Source organism: Aeromonas fluvialis (genome assembly GCF_000819885.1).
Classification (GTDB): domain Bacteria; phylum Pseudomonadota; class Gammaproteobacteria; order Enterobacterales; family Aeromonadaceae; genus Aeromonas; species Aeromonas fluvialis.
In genome coordinates, this window is the sequence record NZ_CDBO01000073.1 from 1 (window position 1) to 20,017 (window position 20,017).

A 20,017-nucleotide genomic window follows, 5' to 3' on the forward strand; every position below is an offset into this window, starting at 1 on the left:
ATGCGCTCAAGCTCGGCGGGAGCGAGGAGTTGATTGAGATAGTGGTTGGCGTGGATAATCGTCATGGCTTCGGGCGTGGCGATTTTGTTTGGCGATAGAATCAGATCACAAACGAAGCCTTTTTCATATCTATTTCAATTGGTTGCCGCTAAAGATCCTGTATATGTGGACCCGTTATTCCGCACCTAATTTTTGCATTTTAAATGGTGATGAAGTTCACACAGCCAGGATTGAATTGAGAAAACCTGTGACTTCACTCATGTTGCCACGTAACAAGCTGCGCCCGGCGGATATTTCTGCACATCTTGCCGAAGCGATTGAGCTCGTCGAAGGAGGGGGGAATGCCGCGCTCAATCTGAAATTGCCAGTAGCAGAGCTCGGTATCCACCAGCTCCATGAGCTTTTTAGGGCAACCGATGCAGGTGTTGTTAGGGCCGCACTTGAAGGTGTCTGGCTGATAGAGCGGAAATTCTGCCTTTACGGCATCGATAATCTGCTGCATGGCGGTAATGCGATCGGGTTTACGACTCACGGCCATCTCTTCGCAGTTGATAGAGAGAGGGGCATTGTAGCGTGGCAGGGGGAGTCGATCACTTCATCCGTGGCGTGATCCCGGGTGATGGGGGCAGGTGGCAGATATAACAACGCCCGGCAGGCCGGGCGTTGTGGTGCGACTGATGGGCGGCGAAAGCGGCCTTAGAAGTCGTGGTAGAGCGGCCAGCCGAGCAGGGGATGCTTGAGCCCGGCGCGCATTTCCATGTTGTCGAGCTTCTCCGGTGAGGCGTTCTCTTTTTGCAGCAGCTGGTACTGGCGCACGAAGCCAAGGGTGTGGAGCAGGTTGGACACAAAGCCCGGGCTCAGCTCCTGGCGCAGGGCAGCGGCCATGTCGGCGGGCAGCGCGCTCAGCATCAGGGCGAGTTGGGCAGCGAGATAGTCGGTGTCATACCAGCGCTCGTCGAGCTCAATCTCCCGCGCCAGTTTGCGCTTGAGATCCTGCTTCACCTTGAGCGTGGCGGCGCCACTGCCTTTGCCGCAGAGGATGCGGTAGAGCAGGGCTTCTGCCAGCTTGTCCTCCATGGTGGGGTGGTCGCTCTCGCAGGCGAAGAAGTGCTGGTCGATGAGTTCCATCAGGCGGCTCTTGTTGTGCTCGGTCAGCGCCTTCTCGTACTCCTGCCACCCTTGCCACTCCTCCACATCGGGCGGGCTCGAGATCTTGTCCAGCAGGCGGGCATCCACGTCACCGTAAAGGCTGTTGCCTGCCTGCTTGGGGCTGACGGTGATGAGCATCGACCAGCCCTTCTGGAACGGCTTGATGGGGCCTTCCGGCGCTTGCAGCAGGGCGAGCGCCTTGGTCGTGTCACGCTGGGATAGCTCCTGCAGGCCGAGGCTCACCACCCCGATCACGTCGTGGGCGGCCTGTTCGAGTAAATGCATCTTGTACTTGTTGTAGTACTTGTCGGCGAACTTCAGGCTCATCAGCGCCGCCTTGCCCTTGATGGCAGCGAGCTGCTGGTCGGTCAGCCGCTCATTTTCACGGCCAAAGCGCAGCACCTGAGTGAGAAAGGGGCCCTGATTGACGTCGCGTATCACTAGTTGCATGGCAGGGTTCCTCAATCCAGAAAGCTGAACATGTCGTCGACTTCGGCGTACTCGTCCTCGACCTTGTTCTTCTCTTTGGCCTGCATCACCAGCTCGCTGGCGAACTTGTTGATGATCCCTTCCCAGCTGGAGTGCTCATTGCGCAGCAGCGCCTTGATGGATTTCTCCACTTCGGGGGTCAGCTCGCGGATCAGCATCAACAGGCTGCGCGGGTCATCCAGCGCGTAGTCGTGGGCATCTTCGCTCTGTTGGCGATTGCTGTAGGAGAGCGCCTCTTCCAGATCTTCCTCTTCCGCGTGCAGGGTGTCGTGGAACCCTTCGTCATCATCAAAGCGGTCGCCACGGTAGAACTCGATAAAGGGGATGGCGAGGTAGAAGAGACCGGCCGGATCGTCGGCGACGCACTCGAGGATCTCCCGCTGCTTCGCTTCGCTCTCCTGGGTGCGGATCAGGTAGTTGAGGAAGTCGAAGGTGTGCTGCTGAAGCTCGTCGGCGTTGTTCTTGATCGCCTCTTCCCAATAGAGCGGCTGCTGGCAGACGATGTCGCGGATCCGCTCCGGGGTCATCAGCTCAGCGATGATGGAGGGGAATGACATGTCATGCTGGCCGTTGATCTGGGTCAGGGTGACGATATCGATCTGTTCAATGACTTCGCCCAGCTGCTCGTCAGACATGGTCTTGGCGATCAGCTCGAACTTTTCGCTGGCCTGCTTCGGCTCGATAACGGCCAGCTCTTTGATCTCGATGGCGGTAATTTCTATCAGACTGTTGTTCATGCGTTGCCCCAATTAGAAACGTACTTCGTCGTACATATCCTGATCGCCGTCGTCGTCACCATCACCGTTGTAGTCGGCGTCGGCATCTTCCCCGTCTTCATCTTCGTCGTCACGCAGTTCATAGTCGTCATCGGCACGGCGGCCACCGCGCGGCAGCGGGTTGTCGAGCTGGAACAGCACGGCGCAGGCTTCGATCAGCTGCTCTTCGCTCTGGGCTCGCACCGCCTTGACCAGCGGCAGGTCGCCATTGTTGAACGCCACCGACACCTTGAATTCGTCCCATGTGGGTTGTACGCCGTTGGTAAGCCATTTGTTCCACTCGGGCTTGGCCTTGGCCGGAAACTGCACCCGGCCATAGAGGGCCAGCGGCAGGTATTCGGGCATAAACTCCAGCATGCTCATGTCGGCCAGCAGCAGGGTCTTCATCTTGCCGGTGAACTGCTCCAGCGCCTTGGGGTCGTCCTGATCCCGGTAGGATTCGATGTTTTCACTGGCGTCGCTTATCAGTGCTTTGATACGCGCCTGATCCCATTTTTTTTGCATAGTGGCTCTTTTGTCTTGTTCCGGCATCAGGGGTAGAACTGATCCCACATCTCCTGCATGGCAGCAGCGGGATCGGTCACGATGACATTGTTGAAATCCTTGATAAAGGCGGCGCGCTGTTTCGGATCGGACAGCACTTCATAGGCCTGCTTTATCTGGTGCAGCTTGATGGCTGCCAGCTCTCGCTCTTCTTCGCTCGCCCCTAACAGCTTATCGGGGTGGTACTGGTTCGACAGCCGGCGATAGGCTTTTTTGATGTCGTTTTCGTTGGCATTGGACTTGACGCCCAGCACCCGAAAGTAGTTGTTCATGGCAGATCCTGCATCACTGGCATCATCGGATTCATACTGCGGGTGCCTGAGGGTGGGGATTGGAAACCCGGGCACGGCAAAAACCCGTCATTTTAACGGAAACAGATCCGTACCGCCATGAATTGCAGGCGATATGGCGAGCAAGTTGCGTCCAGGGTGTCGTGGCCCCTGTTTCTTGTCGGCATCTTCTTGGCAGAGGCGGGGGTAGTCGTAGCTGGTGATTATTTTGTCAGCAAAATGGAGTGCCAGCTGTGACTGCTGTTAAAAAAAACGCCCGGCATGGCCGGACGTTGTCGTAACAGAGGGGCGGATATCAGCTCAGAGCGGCCCACCACAGGCGCATTTTCAGCCCGAGTCCCGAGCTCCAGCCGGTGGTGCTGCTCACCAGCTGGCCATCCTTGATGATGAGGAAGGTCGGGGTTACCCCCACCTGCCACCGGGCGGCCAGATCCCCCGACTCGTCGTTGTGGGTCGGGAAGGTGAGCCCCTTCTTGCTCATCCCCTTGCCTAACTGCTCCGAATTGCCGGAGCGCAGCGCCACCGTCAGCACGTTTTCACCCTCTTGCCAGAGCTGCTTGACCGTCGGGGTGGTGAAACGGCACACCCCGCACCAGCTGGCCCAGTAGTAGACCAGCAGCGGCTTGCCGCGGCTCAGGGTGGCGAGATCCGTGTTGCTGCCATCCTGCAGGGTGAAGGGGGCGCTCATGGCCCCCGCCGGCAGGGTCGGGCTGCGCCAGAGATCCAGCAGGGTGGAGATAACCAGCGCCATCAGCAGCAGCCAGATCGCCTCCTTGCCCCAGCGTCGCCAGCGGGGAGTTGTCGTTTCTGCCATGGCTTAGCTCCGTTTAGCCAGCTCGGTCTGCACCAGCAGCTCCAGCTCCTCATAGGGGATGGCGCCCGGTACCAGCTGGTTGCCAATCAGGATCGCCGGGGTGCCCTGCACGCCTAACAACGTACCGATACGCAGGCTATTGCGCAGCTCCTCGGTCGCCTTGTTTTCCGGTTTGAGAGTGGTGTTGCCGGTGGCCGCCAGCGCCTTGTTGATGTCCGCCTCGGTCAGCATCCCCTGCTTGCTCATCAGCTTGTCGTGCAGGGCGAGGAAGCGGGCGGGATCCTGCTGCCACAGGGTCAGGCTGTACTGGGCCGCCTTGGCGGAGGTCTGCCCCTTGAACGGCAGCAGCTTGATCACCAGCCCCAGATCATCGGGGTAGGCCTTGAGCAGCTTGGTCAGCTGGGGATCGAACTGCTTGCAGTAGGGGCAGTTGTAGTCGGTAAACAGCACCAACGTCAGCTTGGGATTCTTGGCGCCGAGGCGGGGGCTGGTGGCGCTGTTGAACAGCACTTCCTGGTTGCCCTTGATGAAGTTGCCAAGCTGCGCCTCCTGGGCTGCCGCGTTCTGCTTCTCCCAGGATTCGGCCGCTTCGTCGAGGATCTTGGGGTTGGCGATCAGGGTCTCGCGGATCAGCTCCTTGATGCGCACTTCTTGCTCCGGAGTGAAGGGGGCGGCATGCAGGGCAGGGGCCAGCAGGGCGGCAGAGAGAGAGGCCAGCAGAGTCAGGGTGCTCAGAGTCGGTTTCATGGTTACTCCTTAAAATCGGGTGGTGCCAACCTGCAGCAGGCCAGCCTTGTGCAATGTGGTCAGCAGGTCAGCTTTGTCGAGCAGGGGGGACAATGTGACCCCTTGCGGCAAGCCCGGACCATAGATCTGGTTGAAAGGCACGGCGGCCGCGTCCCGCTGGCGCAGGAAGGCTGCAATGGTCTCGTTTGGCTTGCTCCAGTCGCCGCGCAGGGCCACCACATCGGGGGCCGAGAGGGCCTGTTGCACCTCATCGCGCAGCAACACGTTGTATTTGTTGGCCTTGCAGGTGACACACCAGTCGGCGGTGACATCGATAAAGACCCGCTTGTTCTGGGCCAGCGCATCGGTGATGGCGCGTTCAGAGAGCGGCTGCCAGACCACCTTGTCAACGCTGGCCGAGCCCTGCGCGCTAAAGGCTCCGCTCAGCAGCAGGGGGCTGCCAATCAGGGCGGCGAGGGCGATAGCCAGTGTGAAGCCGCGCATGCCGTAACGCCAGATGATGCCAGTCAGCAGTGCCAGCAGCATGGCAACCATCAGCCAGCCGGTGGCATAACTGCCGAGATGGTTGTCGAGCAGGCTGGTGAGCCAGAGGCTGGAGCCCAGCATCATCAGCCCGAGCAGAATGCGCAGGTGATTCATCCAGCGGCCCGGTTTTGGCAGCCAGAGGGCGAGCCGTGGCAGGGCAGCCACCAGCAGCCAGGGCAGGCTCATGCCAATCCCCAAAGCGGTGAAGATCAGCCAGAGCTGACTGAGCGGCGCCGTCAGCGCAAACGCCACCGCGGTGCCGAGGAAGGGGGCCGAACAGGGTGTAGCCAGCAGGGTGGCGAAGCTCCCCTGCAGGAAGTGACCGCCGAGGCCGTTGCCGCCGCTGGTGGCGAGGCGGGTGCTGAGGGCGCTGGGCAGGCGGATCTCGAACAGTCCCAGCAGGTTGGCGCAAAACAGCAGGGTGACCAGCACCATCAAGCCGATAAAACCGGCGCTCTGGAACTGGATGCCCCAACCGACGGCCCCACTCATTCCAAAACTGGGGGCGCGCAGCAGGCTGCTCATGGCCGCCAGCACCCAGAAGGAGGCGATGATCCCGGCGCTGGCGGCGAGGAACTGTTTGCGCACCGCTCCCTGTTCACGATCCTGATGTTGCAGCACAGTTCCCAGCTTGAGCGCCAGCACCGGCAGCACGCAGGGCATCAGGTTGAGGATAAGGCCGCCGAGCAGCGCCGCCCCCAGCAACCAGAACAGCGAATGGCTCTGGTTGGGCAGCGCGATCGGCGCGCCGATCGTCTCCTTGCCCTGCCACGCCTGTTCGCCGCTGGTGAGCAGCAGGCCGAGTGATTGGCCGCGCAGATCCGGCGCATCCCCCTGCCAGCCATCGCTCACCGGCACCCGGGCGATCAGGGTGATGCCCTCGACCTCAAGCGCAGGTTTGCCAAACGCGGCGCCTTTCAGCCCGTCGATAAAGAGTGCTGGTGATTGCCAGCCCTCTGCCCGCTCGGCGCGCAGTTGCAGCTGGTTGTACTGATAACCGAGCTCGACCCGGGTTTCGGCGGGCAACTGCTGGGGCAGGGTGCTCATCGCCTTCGCCCAGGCAAAATCGAAGTCGGCTGGGGCCTGCCCATCCACCGCGAGGGTAAAGGGGAAGTCGGTCAGGATGCAGACATTGCTGCAGGTCGATAGGCGCAGAGTTCCCTTGAGCGGTTGCCCGGCGGGATAGTTGAGGCTCAGAGGGAAGGTCACCTCCCCCTGATAACCCTGGGTGCTGAGCCCGGCTACCTCGAAGTGACGTGGCACCGGCCAGCGCCACTGAAAGTCTCCGACCGGCTCGTCCCACAGGATCTGGGGCGCTATGCCCCCTTCTCCAGGGCTATGCCAGTAGGTCTTCCAGCCAGACTCCAGCTCGACATCGAGCAGGATGCGGGTCTGATCTGCCGTGCTGCGGTCGGCCTGCAGCCGTACCCGGGCGTGATCATTCTGTGGGCTGGTGAGCCAGCCCGTGTCGCTGGCCAATCCCATGGATTGCCACAGCAGACCGCCCAGTAGCAGGGCCGCCTTGAAGAGATTTGACATCTTTTTGGTCTCGCAAAAATGAGTGATAGCTAACGTGTGAACGCAGCCGAACTCATTCCCGCCAGACACACAGGGTTAGGTGCAGACGCCGCTCGGGCGGCGAGATGACTCTGGGAGGGGGCAGTGGCGGTGTGTAGCGCCAAAGGGGGGCAAGCAGGGCGATCAGCACGGCCACGGCAAAGAAGAGCTGTTCGACGCAGAGCAGGGTGGCGGCACTCAGCCACTTGCCATTGAGCTGGCAGCTGCTGGGCTGCGGGCTGGTCTGGTCATCAGCCTGATCCGTCACTGTGCCTGGCACGGGCAGAACCTGACAGCTGAGGGCGTGATCGAGCAGGGCCAGCCGGGCCAGCGGCTGGGCTGCACAATTGAGCACCAGCAGGCAGAGCAGCAGCAGGAGATGTTTCGCTACCCGTTGTTGCAAAATCATGTTCGCCCCGTCCATCAAGATGGGGCCATCCTAGCGACCAATGGCGGGTGGGGCAAGTCGGCGGCGTATTGATGAGCAGTACGGTGGGTGGCGCGACGGGGAGGGTGGTCGGTTCTGTTTGGCGAACGCTTGTTCGCTAAAAGGGGGATCAGTATACTGCGCCGAGTTAAAACTCGAGGTGTTCGATGCTCAAAATTGCCCGTGTGCTGCTGCTTGGTCTGCTGCTCATCTTCTGGTTCCTGTTCGGCCTGCTGCTCTGTCTGGTTCGTCCGCGCCATCCCAACAACGTCTATGTCTTCGCTCGCATGTATCACGCGGTTTGCCCGCTGATCGGCTTGCGGGTCAAGGTGACGGTGGCCGACGAGGTCCAGTCGGTCGGCCCGGCGGTTTACGTCTGCAACCACCAGAGCAACTTCGATATCTTCACCGTGACTGGTGCGGTGCAGCCCGGCGTCGTTGCCGTGGGCAAGAAGAGCCTGCTCTGGCTGCCCCTCTTCGGCCTTATCTTCTGGCTCTCCGGCAACGTGCTGATCGACCGCTCCAACCGCTCCCGTGCCATCGGCACCATAGGTCAGGTGGTGGATCGCATCAAGAACCGCGGTACCTCCATCTGGATGTTCCCTGAAGGCACCCGCTCCCAGGGGCGTGGCCTGCTGCAGTTCAAGGCGGGGGCCTTCCACACAGCGGTGCAGGCTGAAGTGCCTGTGGTGCCCATCGTCTGCTCCAGCTATTTCGGTCAGGTCGACCTTAATCGCTGGGACAATGGCGAAGTGCTGGTGGAAGTGATGGCGCCGGTCTGCAGCAAGGAGCACGGCGCTGCCGGCATCCGTGAGCTGTCAGAGCTCTGCCGCAGCCGGATGGAGGCGAAACTGGCCGAACTGGACAGTCAGCTGGGCCACAGCCACGCCGCCTGACAGATATCGCAGATGAATCGACAAGGGAGCCACGGGCTCCCTTTTTTGTTAGTAAAAATCACCACTATATTGGCGAATTTAACCAGAAAACAGTATTTAAATTCCTTAGGTAAATAACTATCTATCTGTAAAACAACAATAATTTTTCTTGGCACGGCTCTTGTACTGTCTTGAGAAGAGATTGTCATTCCATCAACAAGGAGCTAGACCATGAGCGTATTCAGCCGCCTCACCGACGTGATCAATGCCAACCTGCACAGCCTGCTCGACAAGAGTGAAGAGCCGGAGAAGATGTTGCGTCTGATGATCGAAGAGATGGAGCAGGTACAGGTCGAGATGCGCACCCAGGCCGCTCGCATCATTGCCGAACAGAAACAGTTGGATCGCCACCAGCAGGGATTGCAGGTACAGATCCGGGAGTGGTCGGCCAAGGCCGAGCTCGCCATCCAGAAGGGGCGTGAGGATCTGGCCCGTGCCGCCCTCACCGAGAAGCTGGCAGAAGCCAAGAAATATGAGCAACTGGAGCAGGACAAGGCCCGGGTGGCCGAGGTGCTGGCCCAGCTCACCGCCGACAGCGAGCGATTGGCAGCCAAGCTGACCGAGGCGCGCGAGAAGCAGAAACTGCTGACCCTGCGCGAGCAGACTGCCCACAGCCGCATTCGTGCCCGCGCCCAAGTGGACAACCAGCGCATGCATGAGCTGATGGCGCGCTTTGACGGTTTTCAGGGCCGGGTCGATCAGCTGGAAGCCCAGCTGGAGGCGGCCACCTTGGGGCAGAATCCCTCGCTGGAAGCCCAGTTCCGCGAGCTGGAGCTCAATGACGAGATCGAGCGCGAGCTGGCTCGCCTCAAAGGCCAGAAGGTGGAGGTGTAATCATGAGCCCCTGGCCCAAGGATCTGCTGCATCGCAAGCTGACCGGGGTCTGCGCCGGTATTGCCAGGCGGTTGGGGGTCTCCAGAGTCACGGTGCGGGTGGTGGCACTGCTCGCCCTGATCCTGATGCCGCCGCTGGCTCTGGCCGCCTATCTGCTGGCGATGCTGGTGATGCCGCCCCGTTATGAATTGAAGCGCTGGCTGGATTGACCGAAGGGTTGCCCAGTCGGCAGACAAGGTACTGATAAGGAGCAAGTTATGCTGGAATTTTTCATATTGCTGGTGGTGCTGCTGGTCATGGCGCTGACCGGCTTTACTCTGGTAGCCATGTTGCTGGTGAGCGGCCTGTTTGTGCTGCTTGGGGCGCTGGGCGGCATGCTTGCTCTGATCATCAAGCTGGCCCCCTGGTTGCTGCTGGTGCTGGCTGTTTGCTGGCTGATCAGCCACCGTCGTCAGCGCAATAATACCTATCTGTAGTTGTGCAACGGGTTGTGTGATGCTCCCTGGATTCCCCTTTTCGGCCACTCATCGAGTGGCCTTTTTTGCCAGCAACACTCAGGGGCTGGGCGCTTCGGTTAACCACTGTGGGCTCCAGCTCTGCCAAATCGCGGGATGCTGGATCAACTGCTCCTTGAAGGATTTTGGCTGTTGCTTGAGGCGATATTCGAGGCGCAGGGCTACCCCTTTCTCACCCACCTCCTGCTGCCACGCCAGCGTCAATGGTCCCTTGCCGCGCAGGGCGCGGGCCCCCTTGCCACACTGGTGCTGACGCAGACGACGCAGTGGATCCGTGCTGATCCCGGTATAGAGCAGGCCGGTGGCAGTGCGCACCATATAGATAAACCAGCAAGAAGAGGCTAGTGAGGTGTGCGGGGATATCCCGTCAGACGGTTTTATCATTTGTACTTCTCTGTGCCAAACTCAGAGGCAGCTCAAGGAGGTGCGATGAGAGTCTGGTTTTGGTTGTGGTTACTGTTGTCGGTCCCGGCTCTGGGGGAGACGATCCGTCTCTACGATTATCATCAGCATCCCCCCTTCAATACCGGTAGGGATGCAGGGCTGAGCCGTGAGCTGGTCAAGTATCTCAATGAAAAGCTGGGGGGTGAACCCAGAATCGAGCTCTGGCTGGTCAATCGCGCCCGGCTGGCGCTGGAGATGGCAGCTCCCGACTTCGACGGTCTGGTGGTCTGGGTCAATCCTGCCTGGGTGGGAGATCCTCATCGCGAGCGCTATCTCTGGACTTTTCCGGTGATGCGCGACACCAACGAGCTGGTCTCGAGTATCGACAAGCCGATCACCTATCGCGGGCCCGACTCCCTCAAGGGGTTGGTGTTTGGCGGGGTGGAGGGCTACCGCTATCAGGGGATCGACGATGCAGCCAGCCGGGGCGAGCTGGTGCGCCACGATGCCAAGAAGGTAAAGACCAATCTTGAGCTGCTGGTGCGCGGACGCATCGATGTGACCCTGATGAGTGGTTCATCGCTGGGCTTTTTCATCGACTCACAGCACTATCGGGGCAAGCTGTTTATCTCGCCCTTCCCCCAATCCAGCTATACCCGCCATATCCTGCTGCCCAAGTCTCGCCCCGAGCTGCATGCCACCCTCAACGACATCGCCGAGCAGATGGACAGGGATCCCCGCTGGCACAAGGTGCTGGAGTCCTATCGCGGTAGGCTCTGAGGGCGGCGCTTGATCCGATGCAGTGGTAACAGGCTCACTAGCAAACCGGCCCAGACGAAGGCGAAACCAACCGCCTTGATGGGGTCCGGCGCCTCACCAAACCAGTAGATGGCGAGCAGGAAGGCGAGGCTGGGTTCGATATATTGCAGCAGCCCCATGGTGCTCATCCGGGTTCTCGCCACTGCGTAGCAGAACAGCCCCACCGGCAGCAGGGTGGCGGGCGCACTGCCCATCAGCAGCAGCTTGTCGGCCAGATCCCCGTTCACGAATGCCCCTTCCCCGTGCCACGCCAGCGTGCCGATGATGATCAGCGCGACGGGCAGTTGCACCATGGCTTCCAGATAGAGGCTGGTGCCGGTGTCGTAGTGGATCTTCTTCTTGATAAGGCCGTAGCAGGCGAAGTTGGCCCCCATGACGAGAGAGAACCAGGGGAGCTGGCCGTAGCAGAAGAGCATGTAGGCGAGACCAGCCAGCGCCAGGGCGACCGCCAGATGCTTTTGCGGGGTGAGCCGCTCTTTGAGGAACAACACGGCGAATACGATATTGAACAGCGGTGTCATAAAGAAGGCGAGGCTGGTGGTCAGCACCTGTCCGGTCGTGAGGCACCAGGTGAACATGCACCAGCTGATGGACATCACTGGGCCCGCCAGCAGAATGAGGCCGAGCTGGCGCGGCTCACTGCGCAACCGTGCCCACGGCACCTGGTGGCCAAGCAGCAGAAACAGGGCGCCCACTAGCACCACAGACCAGAGTACCCGGTGGGAGATCAGCTCCCACATGTTGACCTCGGGCATAAATTGATAATAGAGCGGCAGCATCCCCCACAGGATGAAGGAGAGGGTCGCGGTGCCGGTACCTAGCCAGTTTTTCATTATTGTCCGTTTATTAAATTAAACACTCATGGCGATAGTAGGGGGCGTGCCCTGTTTCCACAAGAGGGAAAACAGAGAAATGCTGTTACTATCAACGTCATGCAGCGAATCGATACCTTGTTTGAACAAATCAGGGCCTGCCGTCTGTGCGAGGCTCATCTGCCGCTGGGGTCTCGTCCGGTGATCCGCGGGGCCGAGAGTGCCCGCTTGCTGATCATCGGTCAGGCGCCAGGCACCCGGGTACATGCCAGCGGTATCCCGTGGGATGACCCCTCCGGTGACAGGCTGCGCCAGTGGCTCGGTGTCGATAAGGCCACCTTTTACGACGAATCCCGCATCGCCATCATGCCGATGGGGCTCTGCTATCCCGGCAGGGGAAAATCCGGCGATCTGCCACCCAGACCCGAGTGTGCGCCCACCTGGCACGACAAGGTGCTGATGCTGTTGCCCAACATCGAGCTGACCCTGCTGATCGGCCAATATTCACAAGCCTACTATCTGCGGGGGGCAGCCAAAGGGTCACTCACCAAGACGGTACGCAGCTGGGCCGACTATGGCCCCGCCGGCTGGCTGCCGTTGCCGCACCCTTCACCGCGCAATACCCTCTGGCTCAGGAAGAATCCCTGGTTCGAGCAGGAGATTGTCCCCCATCTGCAGCAAAGGGTCGCCCCTTTGCTGGAACGACCCTGAGCGTTTAAACCGCCGCTTCGGCCAGCGGTTTGGGTTTGCTGCGGGCCATGGCGATGAGCGGCAGGACGATGCAGATACAGCCCAGCAGCAGCGGCAGACCCGGCTGCTCGTCAAACAGCCATACCCCGATGGCGACGGCCATCAGCAGACCGGTGTACTCCGCCGAGGCGATCTTGCTCGCCTCCGCCTTGCGATAGGCCACCACGCACAAGCCCGCATAGACCATGATCAGCGCTGAGGAGCCGAAGGCGGGCCACCACATCTGCCACTGCCAGTCGCCCCCTTCCCACAATGCCAGCGCCAGAATGAAGGGCATGCTCAGCACGTTGGTGAAAAACAGGGTCTGGGCGATGGGCTGCTTGAGCGGGATCCGCTTGATCAGCAGGTTGTTGAGCGCCATCGACAGCGCCACCCCGAGCGCCGCTAGCGCGGCCCAGTTCACTTCGGTCGGGCGCAGCACGATCAGTACCCCGATAAAGCCGATCAGCGCGGTCAGCACCTTTTGGCGGGAGATCGCTTCCCCCGCCATCCACACCGCCAGCGGCACCATCATTAAGGGGGCGGCATAGAAGAGGGCATTAGCGGTGGCGAGCGGCAAGCGAGTGAGGGCGACCACCATCAGGCAAACGCCGACCGCCCAGATATGGGCCCGGAGCAGATGCCACTTGATGGCGACCGGCGGGTTGCAGCGCCATGACCAGAGCAGCCAGGGCATCAGCAGAATGGCGGCCGAGAGCTGGCGAAAAAAGACAAACTGGAAGATGGGCTGGCTCGGCTCCAATACCTTGACTAGTGCATCGGAAAAGACCGCCACCATATTGCCCAGCACCAGATAAAGGATGCCGATCCCGACTGCATTCATACCACCTCCCACTTCAGATGAGGGGAGGGTAGCGCGGGGTACGTTATCCAGTAAAATGATAAAAAATAACCACTCATGAGATATTTAGATAATGAAGCTGCCCCCCCTTCGTGCCGTGCAATATTTTGAAGTGGTCGCCCGGCTGCTCAGCTTCTCCCGCGCCGCTCTTGAACTGAACGTCAGCCAAAGTGCGGTCAGCCACCAGATCCGTCTGCTGGAGGATTTTCTGGGGGAGCGGTTGCTGCTGCGTCAGGGGCGGCTGCTCTCGTTGACGCCACAGGGAGAGATCTACTTCGAGGGGATTGCTGCCGGACTCAGCCAGATAGCCCAAAGCAGCGAGCAGCTACGTGGTGGTGGCGAGATGCGGCTACGCCTCGCGGTCTACAGCTCGTTTGCGGTGAAGTGGCTGATCCCCCGGTTGGCCGGATTGCGCCAACTCTACCCCGAGCTGGATCTGAGTCTGGAGATGGTGGCGGAAGACCCGGAGCTATCTGATCGGGTGGCGGACTGCTTTATCACAGTCTCACCCCACGGGCGTGGCTACTGTCATGATCTCATCTACCGGGAGCGGCTTTTTCCGGTCTGCAGTCGCCGCCTGTTACAGCAAGTCAGCGGGGAGTGGCCAGGCGCCATCTGGCAGTTGCCGCTGCTGTCGGTGCAGTCCATCTACAAGGCGCGGGGTGAGGATTGGCAACGCTGGGCCAAGGCGGGTGGGTTGGTGATCCCGGACGAAGCGCGGATACACCACTTCAGCCATGTGCTGCTGGCGATGGAGGCGGCGGCCTGGGATCAGGGGGTGGCGTTTGTGAATGACTACATGCTGCGGCCTGATGATCCCCAGCTGGTGGCCTTGCCGGTACACCAGCTGGAGACGGGGGATGCCTTCTACTTTACCTGCAAGCGCTCGCGGGCCCATGAGCCTGCCATCAGCCGTTTGCGCCAGTGGCTGATGATGGAGACACGCCAGAGCATGCCGCTCTAACTGCTCGTATTATCAGGCTTTCTTGAACTGGCTCAGCACAAACAGGCTGGTGGCGCAGACGACGACCGAGGGGCTGGTCTGGGGAGTGTCCTGATAGCGTCGAAGAAACCACCGCTATCAGGAGGTTTGATTTTTAAGCGCGTTTGAACTGGCTCAGTACAAACAGAGTGGTAGCACAGACTACCACCGAGGGACCTGCCGGAGTATCTTGATACCAGGAGAGGGTCAATCCACCCAGCACGGCGAGACAGCCGATCAGCGCGGCAAAGCCGGCCATCTGCTCCGGCGTCTGGCTGAAGCGGCGGGCGGTGGCGGCGGGGATGATCAGCAGGGAGGTGATGATTAGCGCGCCGACAAACTTCATCGCCACGGCGATCACCAGTCCGATCAGCAGCATCAGCACGCAGCGCATTACATCGACTCGGATCCCTTCTACCCGCGCCAGCTCTTCTGAAATGGTCATGGAGAGCAGGGGATCCCACAGCCGCCACAGGGTGAGCAGCACCAGCGCGCCACCGCCGTAGATCCAGAGCAGATCCATGGGTTGCACCGAGAGCAGGTCGCCAAACAGGTAGGCCATCAGATCCACCCTCACGTTATCCATAAAACTCAAGGTGACCAGACCGAGGGACAGGGCGCTGTGGGCCAGGATGCCGAGCAGGGTGTCGGTGGCAACCTGCTGGTTGCGGCTCATGATCACCAGCAGCATCGCCATGGCGAGGCAGCAGACCACCACCGCCAGGGTGAGATCGACCTGCAGCAGGATGCCCAGCGCGATGCCGAACAGGCAGGCATGGGAGAGGGTATCGCCAAAATAGGCCATCTTGCGCCAGACCACGAAGCTGCCGAGAGGGCCAGCCAGCAAGGCGATGCCAAGACCGGCCGCGAGGGCGTATAACAGAAAGCTGTCCACTTGAATGTCCTGTTGCGTGCGTTATTTGTGCTGAGCGTTGTTGCGAGAGGGCAGGCGGATGACGGGGGCCTGCGGTTCATGATGATGGTGTTCGCCGTCGCAGTGGTGATGGTGGGTATAGACTGCCAGCACCTCCTGCTCCGATCGCCCGAACAAACGGGCAAATTCCGGGTGGCGCGCAACGCTCTGCGGCTCGCCGTGGCAGCAGACGTGGCGATTGAGGCAGATCACCTCATGGGTGCTGGCCATCACCAGATGCAGGTCGTGGGATACCATCAGTACGGCGCAATTGAATTCGGCTGCGAGCTGGCCGATCAGGGCGTAGAGCTCGATCTGGCCATTGATATCCACCCCTTGTACCGGCTCGTCCAGCACCAGCAGCTCGGGTTTGACCAGCAGGGCGCGGGCCAGCAGGACTCGTTGCATCTCCCCGCCGGAGAGCTTCTGCATCCGGTTTTCCTGCAATCCCTCTGCACCCACCCGGGTCAGCGCTTCCTCAATGGATAGACGGCTGTTCTTGCCCAGTTGCAGAAAGCGGCGCACCGTCAATGGCAGAGTGGGATCCAGATAGAGGCGCTGGGGCACATAGCCGACCCGCAAGTCGCCACTACGGGTGATCTTGCCCGAATCGGGCGTGAGCAGGCCTAGCACCAGCTTGCTCAGAGTACTCTTGCCTGCCCCGTTGGGGCCGACCAGGGTGGTGATTTTGCCTTTATTGAGGGTAAAGGAGACCTTGTCGAGCACAGGGTTTCCATCAAACGAGAGAGAGACCTCTTTCAGCTCCACCAGTTGGGTCATGACAACTCCGGGGTTTACAGCCAGGGACAGTTATAATATAACAAAAAGCGGCTGTTATATTATCACATACTCACCCCCTGACGAGATTCACCAATGAGAATAATTGCGCTTTTCACTGCCTTGCTGGCGGTGAGTTTGCCCGTTCGTGCCCTTGAGGTACTGACGACCATCAAGCCGCTCGGCTTCATTGCAGCGGCGATCACCGACGGGGTGAGCGAGCCCAAGGTATTGTTGCCGACCGGCGCCTCTCCCCACGATTTCTCCCTGCGTCCGTCCGATATTCGCAACATCAACAGTGCTGGTCTGGTGGTGTGGGTCGGCCCCGAGCTGGAAGGTTTTATGGCCAAGCCGCTGGCCAACCATCCTCATGCTTTGACCCTGACTCAGGTTGAGGGGATGTCGCTGTTCAACTACGGGACTCAGGATAGTCATGACTCCCATGACCATGATGATCACGATCATGCCGCCCACGAGCACGGTGACCATGATGAAGGACATGAGGGACATCATCACGAAGGGGTCGATCCCCATATCTGGCTTGGCCCGACGCAGGCCAAAGTGATTGCCAAGGCGATCGCAAGTGAATTGGGCAAGCTGGATCCGGCCAATCAGGCTCGCTATGACGCCAACCTCGCGGCATTTGATGCCAAGGTGGATGCCAAGGACAAGGTGATTGCCGGCCAGATGAAGGCAGTGAATGAGAAGGGCTACTTTGTCTTCCACGAGGCGTATGGCTACTGGGAGCGCCATTACGGCATGAGTTCAAAGGGCCACTTCACCGTGAGTCCGGAACGCCGCCCGGGCGCCAAGACGCTGGTGGATATTCGCAAGGCGCTGGAAGAGAAGCAGGCCAGCTGCATCTATGCCGAGCCGCAATTCTCACCCGCCGTCATCGAGTCGGTGGTGCGCAATACCGGTGCCAAGGTGCTGTTGCTGGATGAGGTAGGTGAACAGGTGCCGCTGGGCCCGGATGGTTATCCCCAATTCATGCAGCAACTGGCAGACGCATTCTCCCAGTGTCGCTGATCACCGGCTGAGCCTCTCATCCGGACGGTCTATACTGACCTCCAGCATCTGACATGGAGTGTCTGGTATGAAATGGTTGTTGATCCCGGCCTGCACGCTGGCACTATGTTGCGCCAGCGTGCAGGCATCGCGTCTTTCCGAGTACATTGCCAGTCCAGATCTGCGGGCCAAGCTGCAGGAAGTGTATGGTGGTCACGCCATTCAGCGGGCCGAGGCTTTTTCTCGCCTGCTGACCCCCAGGGCGGGTACTACGGATCAGCAGAAGATCGAGCTGGTGAACAACTACTTCAACAATCTGACCTACAGCGAGGACCCCAGGTTGTGGGGGGATGAGGATTATTGGGCCAATCCGCTGGAGTTCATCGGTGCCCGCGGGGGGGATTGCGAGGATTACAGCATCGCCAAGTACTACACCCTGATGGAGCTGGGAATAGATGAGAAGAGGCTGCGGCTGGCTTATGTCAAGGCAGTCAAATACAACCAGTTTCACATGGTTACGCTCTACTTCCCGACCCCTAAATCTGACCCGCTGGTGCTCGACAACATCAACAGCCGGATCCTGCCCGGTAGCAAGCGTACCGATCTCATCCCCGTTTACAGCTTCGATGCCAAAAGCATCTGGATCATGAAGTCACGCCGGGAAGGGACGCTGGCGGGGAGCGCCGATCGGTTGGCCCAGTGGACATCGATGAAGACCCGTTTCTCCAGCGAGCAACTGCGCTCTCCCCGCCGCCAGCTATAGCTTTCCCGCCGCTTTCAACTCCTCGAAATACCTGGCCGCGCCCGGATGCTGTTCAATGCTCAGCACCGGGCCGGTTTTATTGCGTGCCCGGTGAAACATATTGGCGTAGCCATAGGTCTGCTTATTGAACTGGGTCTGCCGGGCCAGCATGGCCTTGGTCAGGCGATAGACAGACTCTTCCGGCATGGTGGCATTGGTGACCAGAGTGGCGGCAATGGCAAAGGTGGGGGTCGCTTTAGGATTGCCAGGGTAGATGCGGGCAGGCACTTGACTGCGTTGGTAGTATTTGACCCCTTTAATCAGCTGATCCCGGATCGCCCCTTCAATGGGAAGGAAGCTGGCGGCACAGCGTTTGGCGGTATCCAGTACGATCCGGTTGGGATGCCCCATCACCAGTGCAAATGCATCGATCTGCTTGCTGCAAAGGGCATCTGGCAGGTTGGCCATGTTCTTCAGGTCGAGATCCTGCTCTTTCGCTCCCAATATGTTGAAGAGCGCTAGCGCCGTCTGGCGGGTCCCCGAGCTCTTCAACCCCATATCGATGGGGGCGAGCTTGAGCTGTTCCAGTGAGGTGATGTCGCCATCTGCGCGGATCACTATGGTGAAGGGCTCGGCATGGCTAGCAAACAGCGCGCGCAGCTCAGGTTGTGGTTGTTCTGCAAAGGGGCCCAATCCCTTGCTGGCTTGATAGAGCCAGTCTGACTGTACCATGGCATAGGAGACCTCGCCGCGCTTCACGCGTTGCAGGTTTTCTATTGAGCCTGATGTAGTCTGTTGTTTGCACTCAAGTTGTTCATCGACCTCATGAGCCAGACGGCAGTACTCTCTGGTTATCTGATGATAGATACCTAGTTCACCACCGGTACCAATAGTGACTGTTTCTGCCATCAACCCAGGTTGCCAGAGCAGAGCCAATAACATGGCGAGTTTTTTCATGATTGAGTCTCCTTGGCATAACCATCGATACCCCAGGTCCTCAGTTTGTCGATATCGTGGCACTCTCCGGCTTCCGCCAGCAGGGTATAACCGGCGGCATGCATGGTTTGGGAGATCAGATGCCAGTAGAGCGGCTCATCCGTCAGCTGACAGCTGATAAAAATGGGGTTGAGTGGGTCAAGCATGTTGAAGGTGTCCGCATTAAGGGGGATGGCACTGAAGGCTAATTCACATCCCTGTTCCTGTAGTGTGGCCAAGGTGGACTGGCCGTGGGAGGGGAAGGACATGAGGTCCCAGCGCCAATCCAGCATTTTGCCTCGGCCCTGGCTGAGCAGAGGGGCGATCTCTGACCATTGCGGGTGATTGAGCAGGGAGAGGGGCAGCAATATCCCCTCTATATGGGAGTGCTGCCATAGCGCCAGGGCTCTCTGGATGGTGGAGAGTGAACTTCCTGCACCGAGGGGGGGATCGGGCAAGAATCGTTGGTAGAGGGTGATATCCCCCTGAGTAGAGAAAAATCTCTGCAGTTGCCCCCCCTCAGGCAGGGGGCTTAGCCCTTGCAGCGGCTGTGGTTGGGTTGGGGCAAGCTGTTTGCCCAGCTGAGTGATCTTGAGCCGCTGTTGCAGCAGATCCCGCTTGCGCTCGGAGATCAACTGATTGATTGAGATCGCAACCTCTTTAAGATCCTGTAACCAGGGGGTGGGTAGCGAGTTGTTGAACTGATGTTTGCGCAGCCGGATCAATATCACATTGATCTGCTCCAGTGGTTGCAGCAGACGCTTGCAGACCAGAGAGATGACCAAGGTAAATAGGGCGAGCCCCGCAAGCAGAGCCGTGCCAGTACGACTGATGGCATTCCACAGGTGCTGATAGGCGTAGCCGCGGTGACCCTCCAGCGTCAGGGTGCCCAGCATGCGCCAGCCATCGGTCAACTCCTGCTCAATCTTGACGGGAGGCATGTCGATAACAGAAGGAAGCCAGCCCGGTACATTCTGCTGGGTCGCGTGAAAGACCTTCTGAAACAGCAACTGGCCATCCGGATCAACCAGAATGACCGAGCTGACGAAGCCACCGTCAAACATGGCATTGACAATGGTTTCGGCTAGCACCTGATCGTCATTGAGCAAGGTGCCTTGCAAGACCAGCCCAAGAGCGGTAATGGAAGTTTCCAGATTGGCTGACATCTGATCGAGGATCGACTGGCGAACCGTGGAGACCTCAAGAACGAACAGCATAACTGCACCAATCAGGAACAGCACAAGGATTATCCAACGCAACAGTTTTGATAACGTCATGTCCACTCCATGGAAAAATTATCGCAACATTTTTATTTTTAATGCCGAATCGAATCCGCTCCGGTTCTTAAAAATAGGAGAAAATGGTTAAAAAAGGCGATCATTTCTGCCCATCCGGGCGTGTTATGCATAAAAT

General features: G+C 59.5%; 25 protein-coding genes. 9 read left to right on the forward strand and 16 right to left on the reverse strand.

Translation table 11 applies throughout. The annotated features are described in order from the left end of the window. Positions 1–253: 253 nt before the first annotated feature. The 9 genes from BN1125_RS16270 to BN1125_RS16310 form a co-directional block, all read right to left on the reverse strand. The gene (locus BN1125_RS16270; protein ID WP_042013647.1) at positions 254–502 is read right to left on the reverse strand and encodes a hypothetical protein; all 249 of its coding nucleotides are present in this window, start codon (positions 500–502) and stop codon (positions 254–256) included. Between the two features lie 194 nt (positions 503–696). Further along, positions 697–1,599, reverse strand: coding sequence for a cold adaptation protein AtcC (atcC, locus tag BN1125_RS16275; RefSeq protein WP_042013528.1), 903 nt, complete (start codon positions 1,597–1,599; stop codon positions 697–699). Between the two features lie 11 nt (positions 1,600–1,610). Then, entirely contained in the window at positions 1,611–2,375 is a 765-nt protein-coding gene (atcB, locus tag BN1125_RS16280; RefSeq protein WP_042013649.1) for a cold adaptation protein AtcB, read from the reverse strand. A gap of 12 nt (positions 2,376–2,387) precedes the next feature. After that, complete coding sequence (atcA, locus tag BN1125_RS16285; RefSeq protein ID WP_042013529.1) at positions 2,388–2,918, reverse strand: cold adaptation protein AtcA; 531 nt, start codon at positions 2,916–2,918, stop codon at positions 2,388–2,390. Positions 2,919–2,944: 26 nt separating this feature from the next. Beyond that, on the reverse strand, positions 2,945–3,229 hold the full coding sequence (atcJ, locus tag BN1125_RS16290; RefSeq protein WP_042013530.1) for a cold adaptation protein ActJcold adaptation protein ActJ: 285 nt from the start codon (positions 3,227–3,229) through the stop codon (positions 2,945–2,947). 313 nt (positions 3,230–3,542) lie between these two features. Further along, positions 3,543–4,061, reverse strand: coding sequence for a protein disulfide oxidoreductase (locus BN1125_RS16295; RefSeq protein WP_042013532.1), 519 nt, complete (start codon positions 4,059–4,061; stop codon positions 3,543–3,545). 3 nt (positions 4,062–4,064) lie between these two features. Continuing rightward, positions 4,065–4,808 (reverse strand): DsbA family protein, encoded by a 744-nt coding sequence (locus BN1125_RS16300; RefSeq protein ID WP_042013534.1) that lies wholly within the window; start codon positions 4,806–4,808, stop codon positions 4,065–4,067. Positions 4,809–4,817: 9 nt separating this feature from the next. Further along, positions 4,818–6,872, reverse strand: a complete 2,055-nt coding sequence (locus tag BN1125_RS16305) for a protein-disulfide reductase DsbD family protein (protein WP_042013537.1) — start codon at positions 6,870–6,872, stop codon at positions 4,818–4,820. Positions 6,873–6,924: 52 nt separating this feature from the next. Further along, positions 6,925–7,299 (reverse strand): hypothetical protein, encoded by a 375-nt coding sequence (locus BN1125_RS16310; protein WP_042013650.1) that lies wholly within the window; start codon positions 7,297–7,299, stop codon positions 6,925–6,927. A 185-nt stretch (positions 7,300–7,484) separates the two neighbouring features. Here BN1125_RS16310 and BN1125_RS16315 point away from each other — a divergent pair, with 185 nt between their 5' ends. The 4 genes from BN1125_RS16315 (at position 7,485) to pspG (ending at position 9,562) form a co-directional block, all read left to right on the forward strand. Beyond that, the gene (locus tag BN1125_RS16315; RefSeq protein ID WP_042013538.1) at positions 7,485–8,213 is read left to right on the forward strand and encodes a 1-acylglycerol-3-phosphate O-acyltransferase; all 729 of its coding nucleotides are present in this window, start codon (positions 7,485–7,487) and stop codon (positions 8,211–8,213) included. Positions 8,214–8,423: 210 nt separating this feature from the next. Next, positions 8,424–9,086 carry a phage shock protein PspA gene (gene pspA, locus BN1125_RS16320; RefSeq protein ID WP_042013541.1) on the forward strand — a complete coding sequence of 221 codons (663 nt, stop codon included), beginning with the start codon at positions 8,424–8,426 and terminating at the stop codon, positions 9,084–9,086. Positions 9,087–9,088: 2 nt separating this feature from the next. Beyond that, entirely contained in the window at positions 9,089–9,295 is a 207-nt protein-coding gene (locus tag BN1125_RS16325; RefSeq protein WP_042013543.1) for a PspC domain-containing protein, read from the forward strand. A 48-nt stretch (positions 9,296–9,343) separates the two neighbouring features. Then, positions 9,344–9,562 (forward strand): envelope stress response protein PspG, encoded by a 219-nt coding sequence (gene pspG, locus BN1125_RS16330; protein WP_042013544.1) that lies wholly within the window; start codon positions 9,344–9,346, stop codon positions 9,560–9,562. 78 nt (positions 9,563–9,640) lie between these two features. Here the strand turns inward: pspG and BN1125_RS16335 are convergent, their stop codons facing one another. Next, entirely contained in the window at positions 9,641–9,985 is a 345-nt protein-coding gene (locus BN1125_RS16335; RefSeq protein WP_042013546.1) for a GIY-YIG nuclease family protein, read from the reverse strand. A 45-nt stretch (positions 9,986–10,030) separates the two neighbouring features. On the opposite strand from BN1125_RS16335, the gene BN1125_RS16340 reads away from it, so the two are divergent. Further along, complete coding sequence (locus BN1125_RS16340) at positions 10,031–10,765, forward strand: substrate-binding periplasmic protein (protein ID WP_042013547.1); 735 nt, start codon at positions 10,031–10,033, stop codon at positions 10,763–10,765. Here BN1125_RS16340 and rarD read toward each other — a convergent pair. After that, positions 10,747–11,637 carry an EamA family transporter RarD gene (gene rarD, locus BN1125_RS16345; RefSeq protein ID WP_042013549.1) on the reverse strand — a complete coding sequence of 297 codons (891 nt, stop codon included), beginning with the start codon at positions 11,635–11,637 and terminating at the stop codon, positions 10,747–10,749. The two genes, BN1125_RS16340 and rarD, sit on opposite strands and share 19 nt — an antisense overlap. A gap of 99 nt (positions 11,638–11,736) precedes the next feature. On the opposite strand from rarD, the gene BN1125_RS16350 reads away from it, so the two are divergent. Then, entirely contained in the window at positions 11,737–12,327 is a 591-nt protein-coding gene (locus tag BN1125_RS16350) for a uracil-DNA glycosylase family protein (protein WP_042013550.1), read from the forward strand. Between the two features lie 4 nt (positions 12,328–12,331). Here BN1125_RS16350 and BN1125_RS16355 read toward each other — a convergent pair whose 3' ends face one another. Beyond that, the gene (locus BN1125_RS16355; RefSeq protein WP_042013551.1) at positions 12,332–13,189 is read right to left on the reverse strand and encodes a DMT family transporter; all 858 of its coding nucleotides are present in this window, start codon (positions 13,187–13,189) and stop codon (positions 12,332–12,334) included. Positions 13,190–13,280: 91 nt separating this feature from the next. On the opposite strand from BN1125_RS16355, the gene BN1125_RS16360 reads away from it, so the two are divergent. Further along, complete coding sequence (locus BN1125_RS16360; protein WP_042013552.1) at positions 13,281–14,171, forward strand: LysR substrate-binding domain-containing protein; 891 nt, start codon at positions 13,281–13,283, stop codon at positions 14,169–14,171. 133 nt (positions 14,172–14,304) lie between these two features. Here the strand turns inward: BN1125_RS16360 and znuB are convergent, their stop codons facing one another. Further along, positions 14,305–15,084: a zinc ABC transporter permease subunit ZnuB gene (gene znuB, locus BN1125_RS16365; RefSeq protein WP_042013554.1), complete on the reverse strand. Its 780-nt coding sequence runs from the start codon at positions 15,082–15,084 to the stop codon at positions 14,305–14,307. Positions 15,085–15,105: 21 nt separating this feature from the next. Next, on the reverse strand, positions 15,106–15,882 hold the full coding sequence (gene znuC / locus BN1125_RS16370; RefSeq protein ID WP_042013556.1) for a zinc ABC transporter ATP-binding protein ZnuC: 777 nt from the start codon (positions 15,880–15,882) through the stop codon (positions 15,106–15,108). Between the two features lie 93 nt (positions 15,883–15,975). On the opposite strand from znuC, the gene znuA reads away from it, so the two are divergent. Together znuA and BN1125_RS16380 are read left to right on the forward strand one after the other, a co-directional pair. Next, entirely contained in the window at positions 15,976–16,908 is a 933-nt protein-coding gene (gene znuA / locus BN1125_RS16375; RefSeq protein ID WP_042013558.1) for a zinc ABC transporter substrate-binding protein ZnuA, read from the forward strand. Positions 16,909–16,975: 67 nt separating this feature from the next. Next, complete coding sequence (locus tag BN1125_RS16380; protein WP_042013559.1) at positions 16,976–17,650, forward strand: transglutaminase-like cysteine peptidase; 675 nt, start codon at positions 16,976–16,978, stop codon at positions 17,648–17,650. Here the strand turns inward: BN1125_RS16380 and BN1125_RS16385 are convergent. Both BN1125_RS16385 and BN1125_RS16390 read right to left on the reverse strand, forming a co-directional pair. Continuing rightward, positions 17,645–18,586, reverse strand: coding sequence for a TAXI family TRAP transporter solute-binding subunit (locus BN1125_RS16385; RefSeq protein WP_042013561.1), 942 nt, complete (start codon positions 18,584–18,586; stop codon positions 17,645–17,647). The two genes, BN1125_RS16380 and BN1125_RS16385, sit on opposite strands and share 6 nt — an antisense overlap. Beyond that, on the reverse strand, positions 18,583–19,881 hold the full coding sequence (locus BN1125_RS16390; protein ID WP_042013562.1) for a LapD/MoxY N-terminal periplasmic domain-containing protein: 1,299 nt from the start codon (positions 19,879–19,881) through the stop codon (positions 18,583–18,585). Before BN1125_RS16390 ends, BN1125_RS16385 begins: the two co-directional genes overlap by 4 nt. Positions 19,882–20,017: the final 136 nt, after the last annotated feature.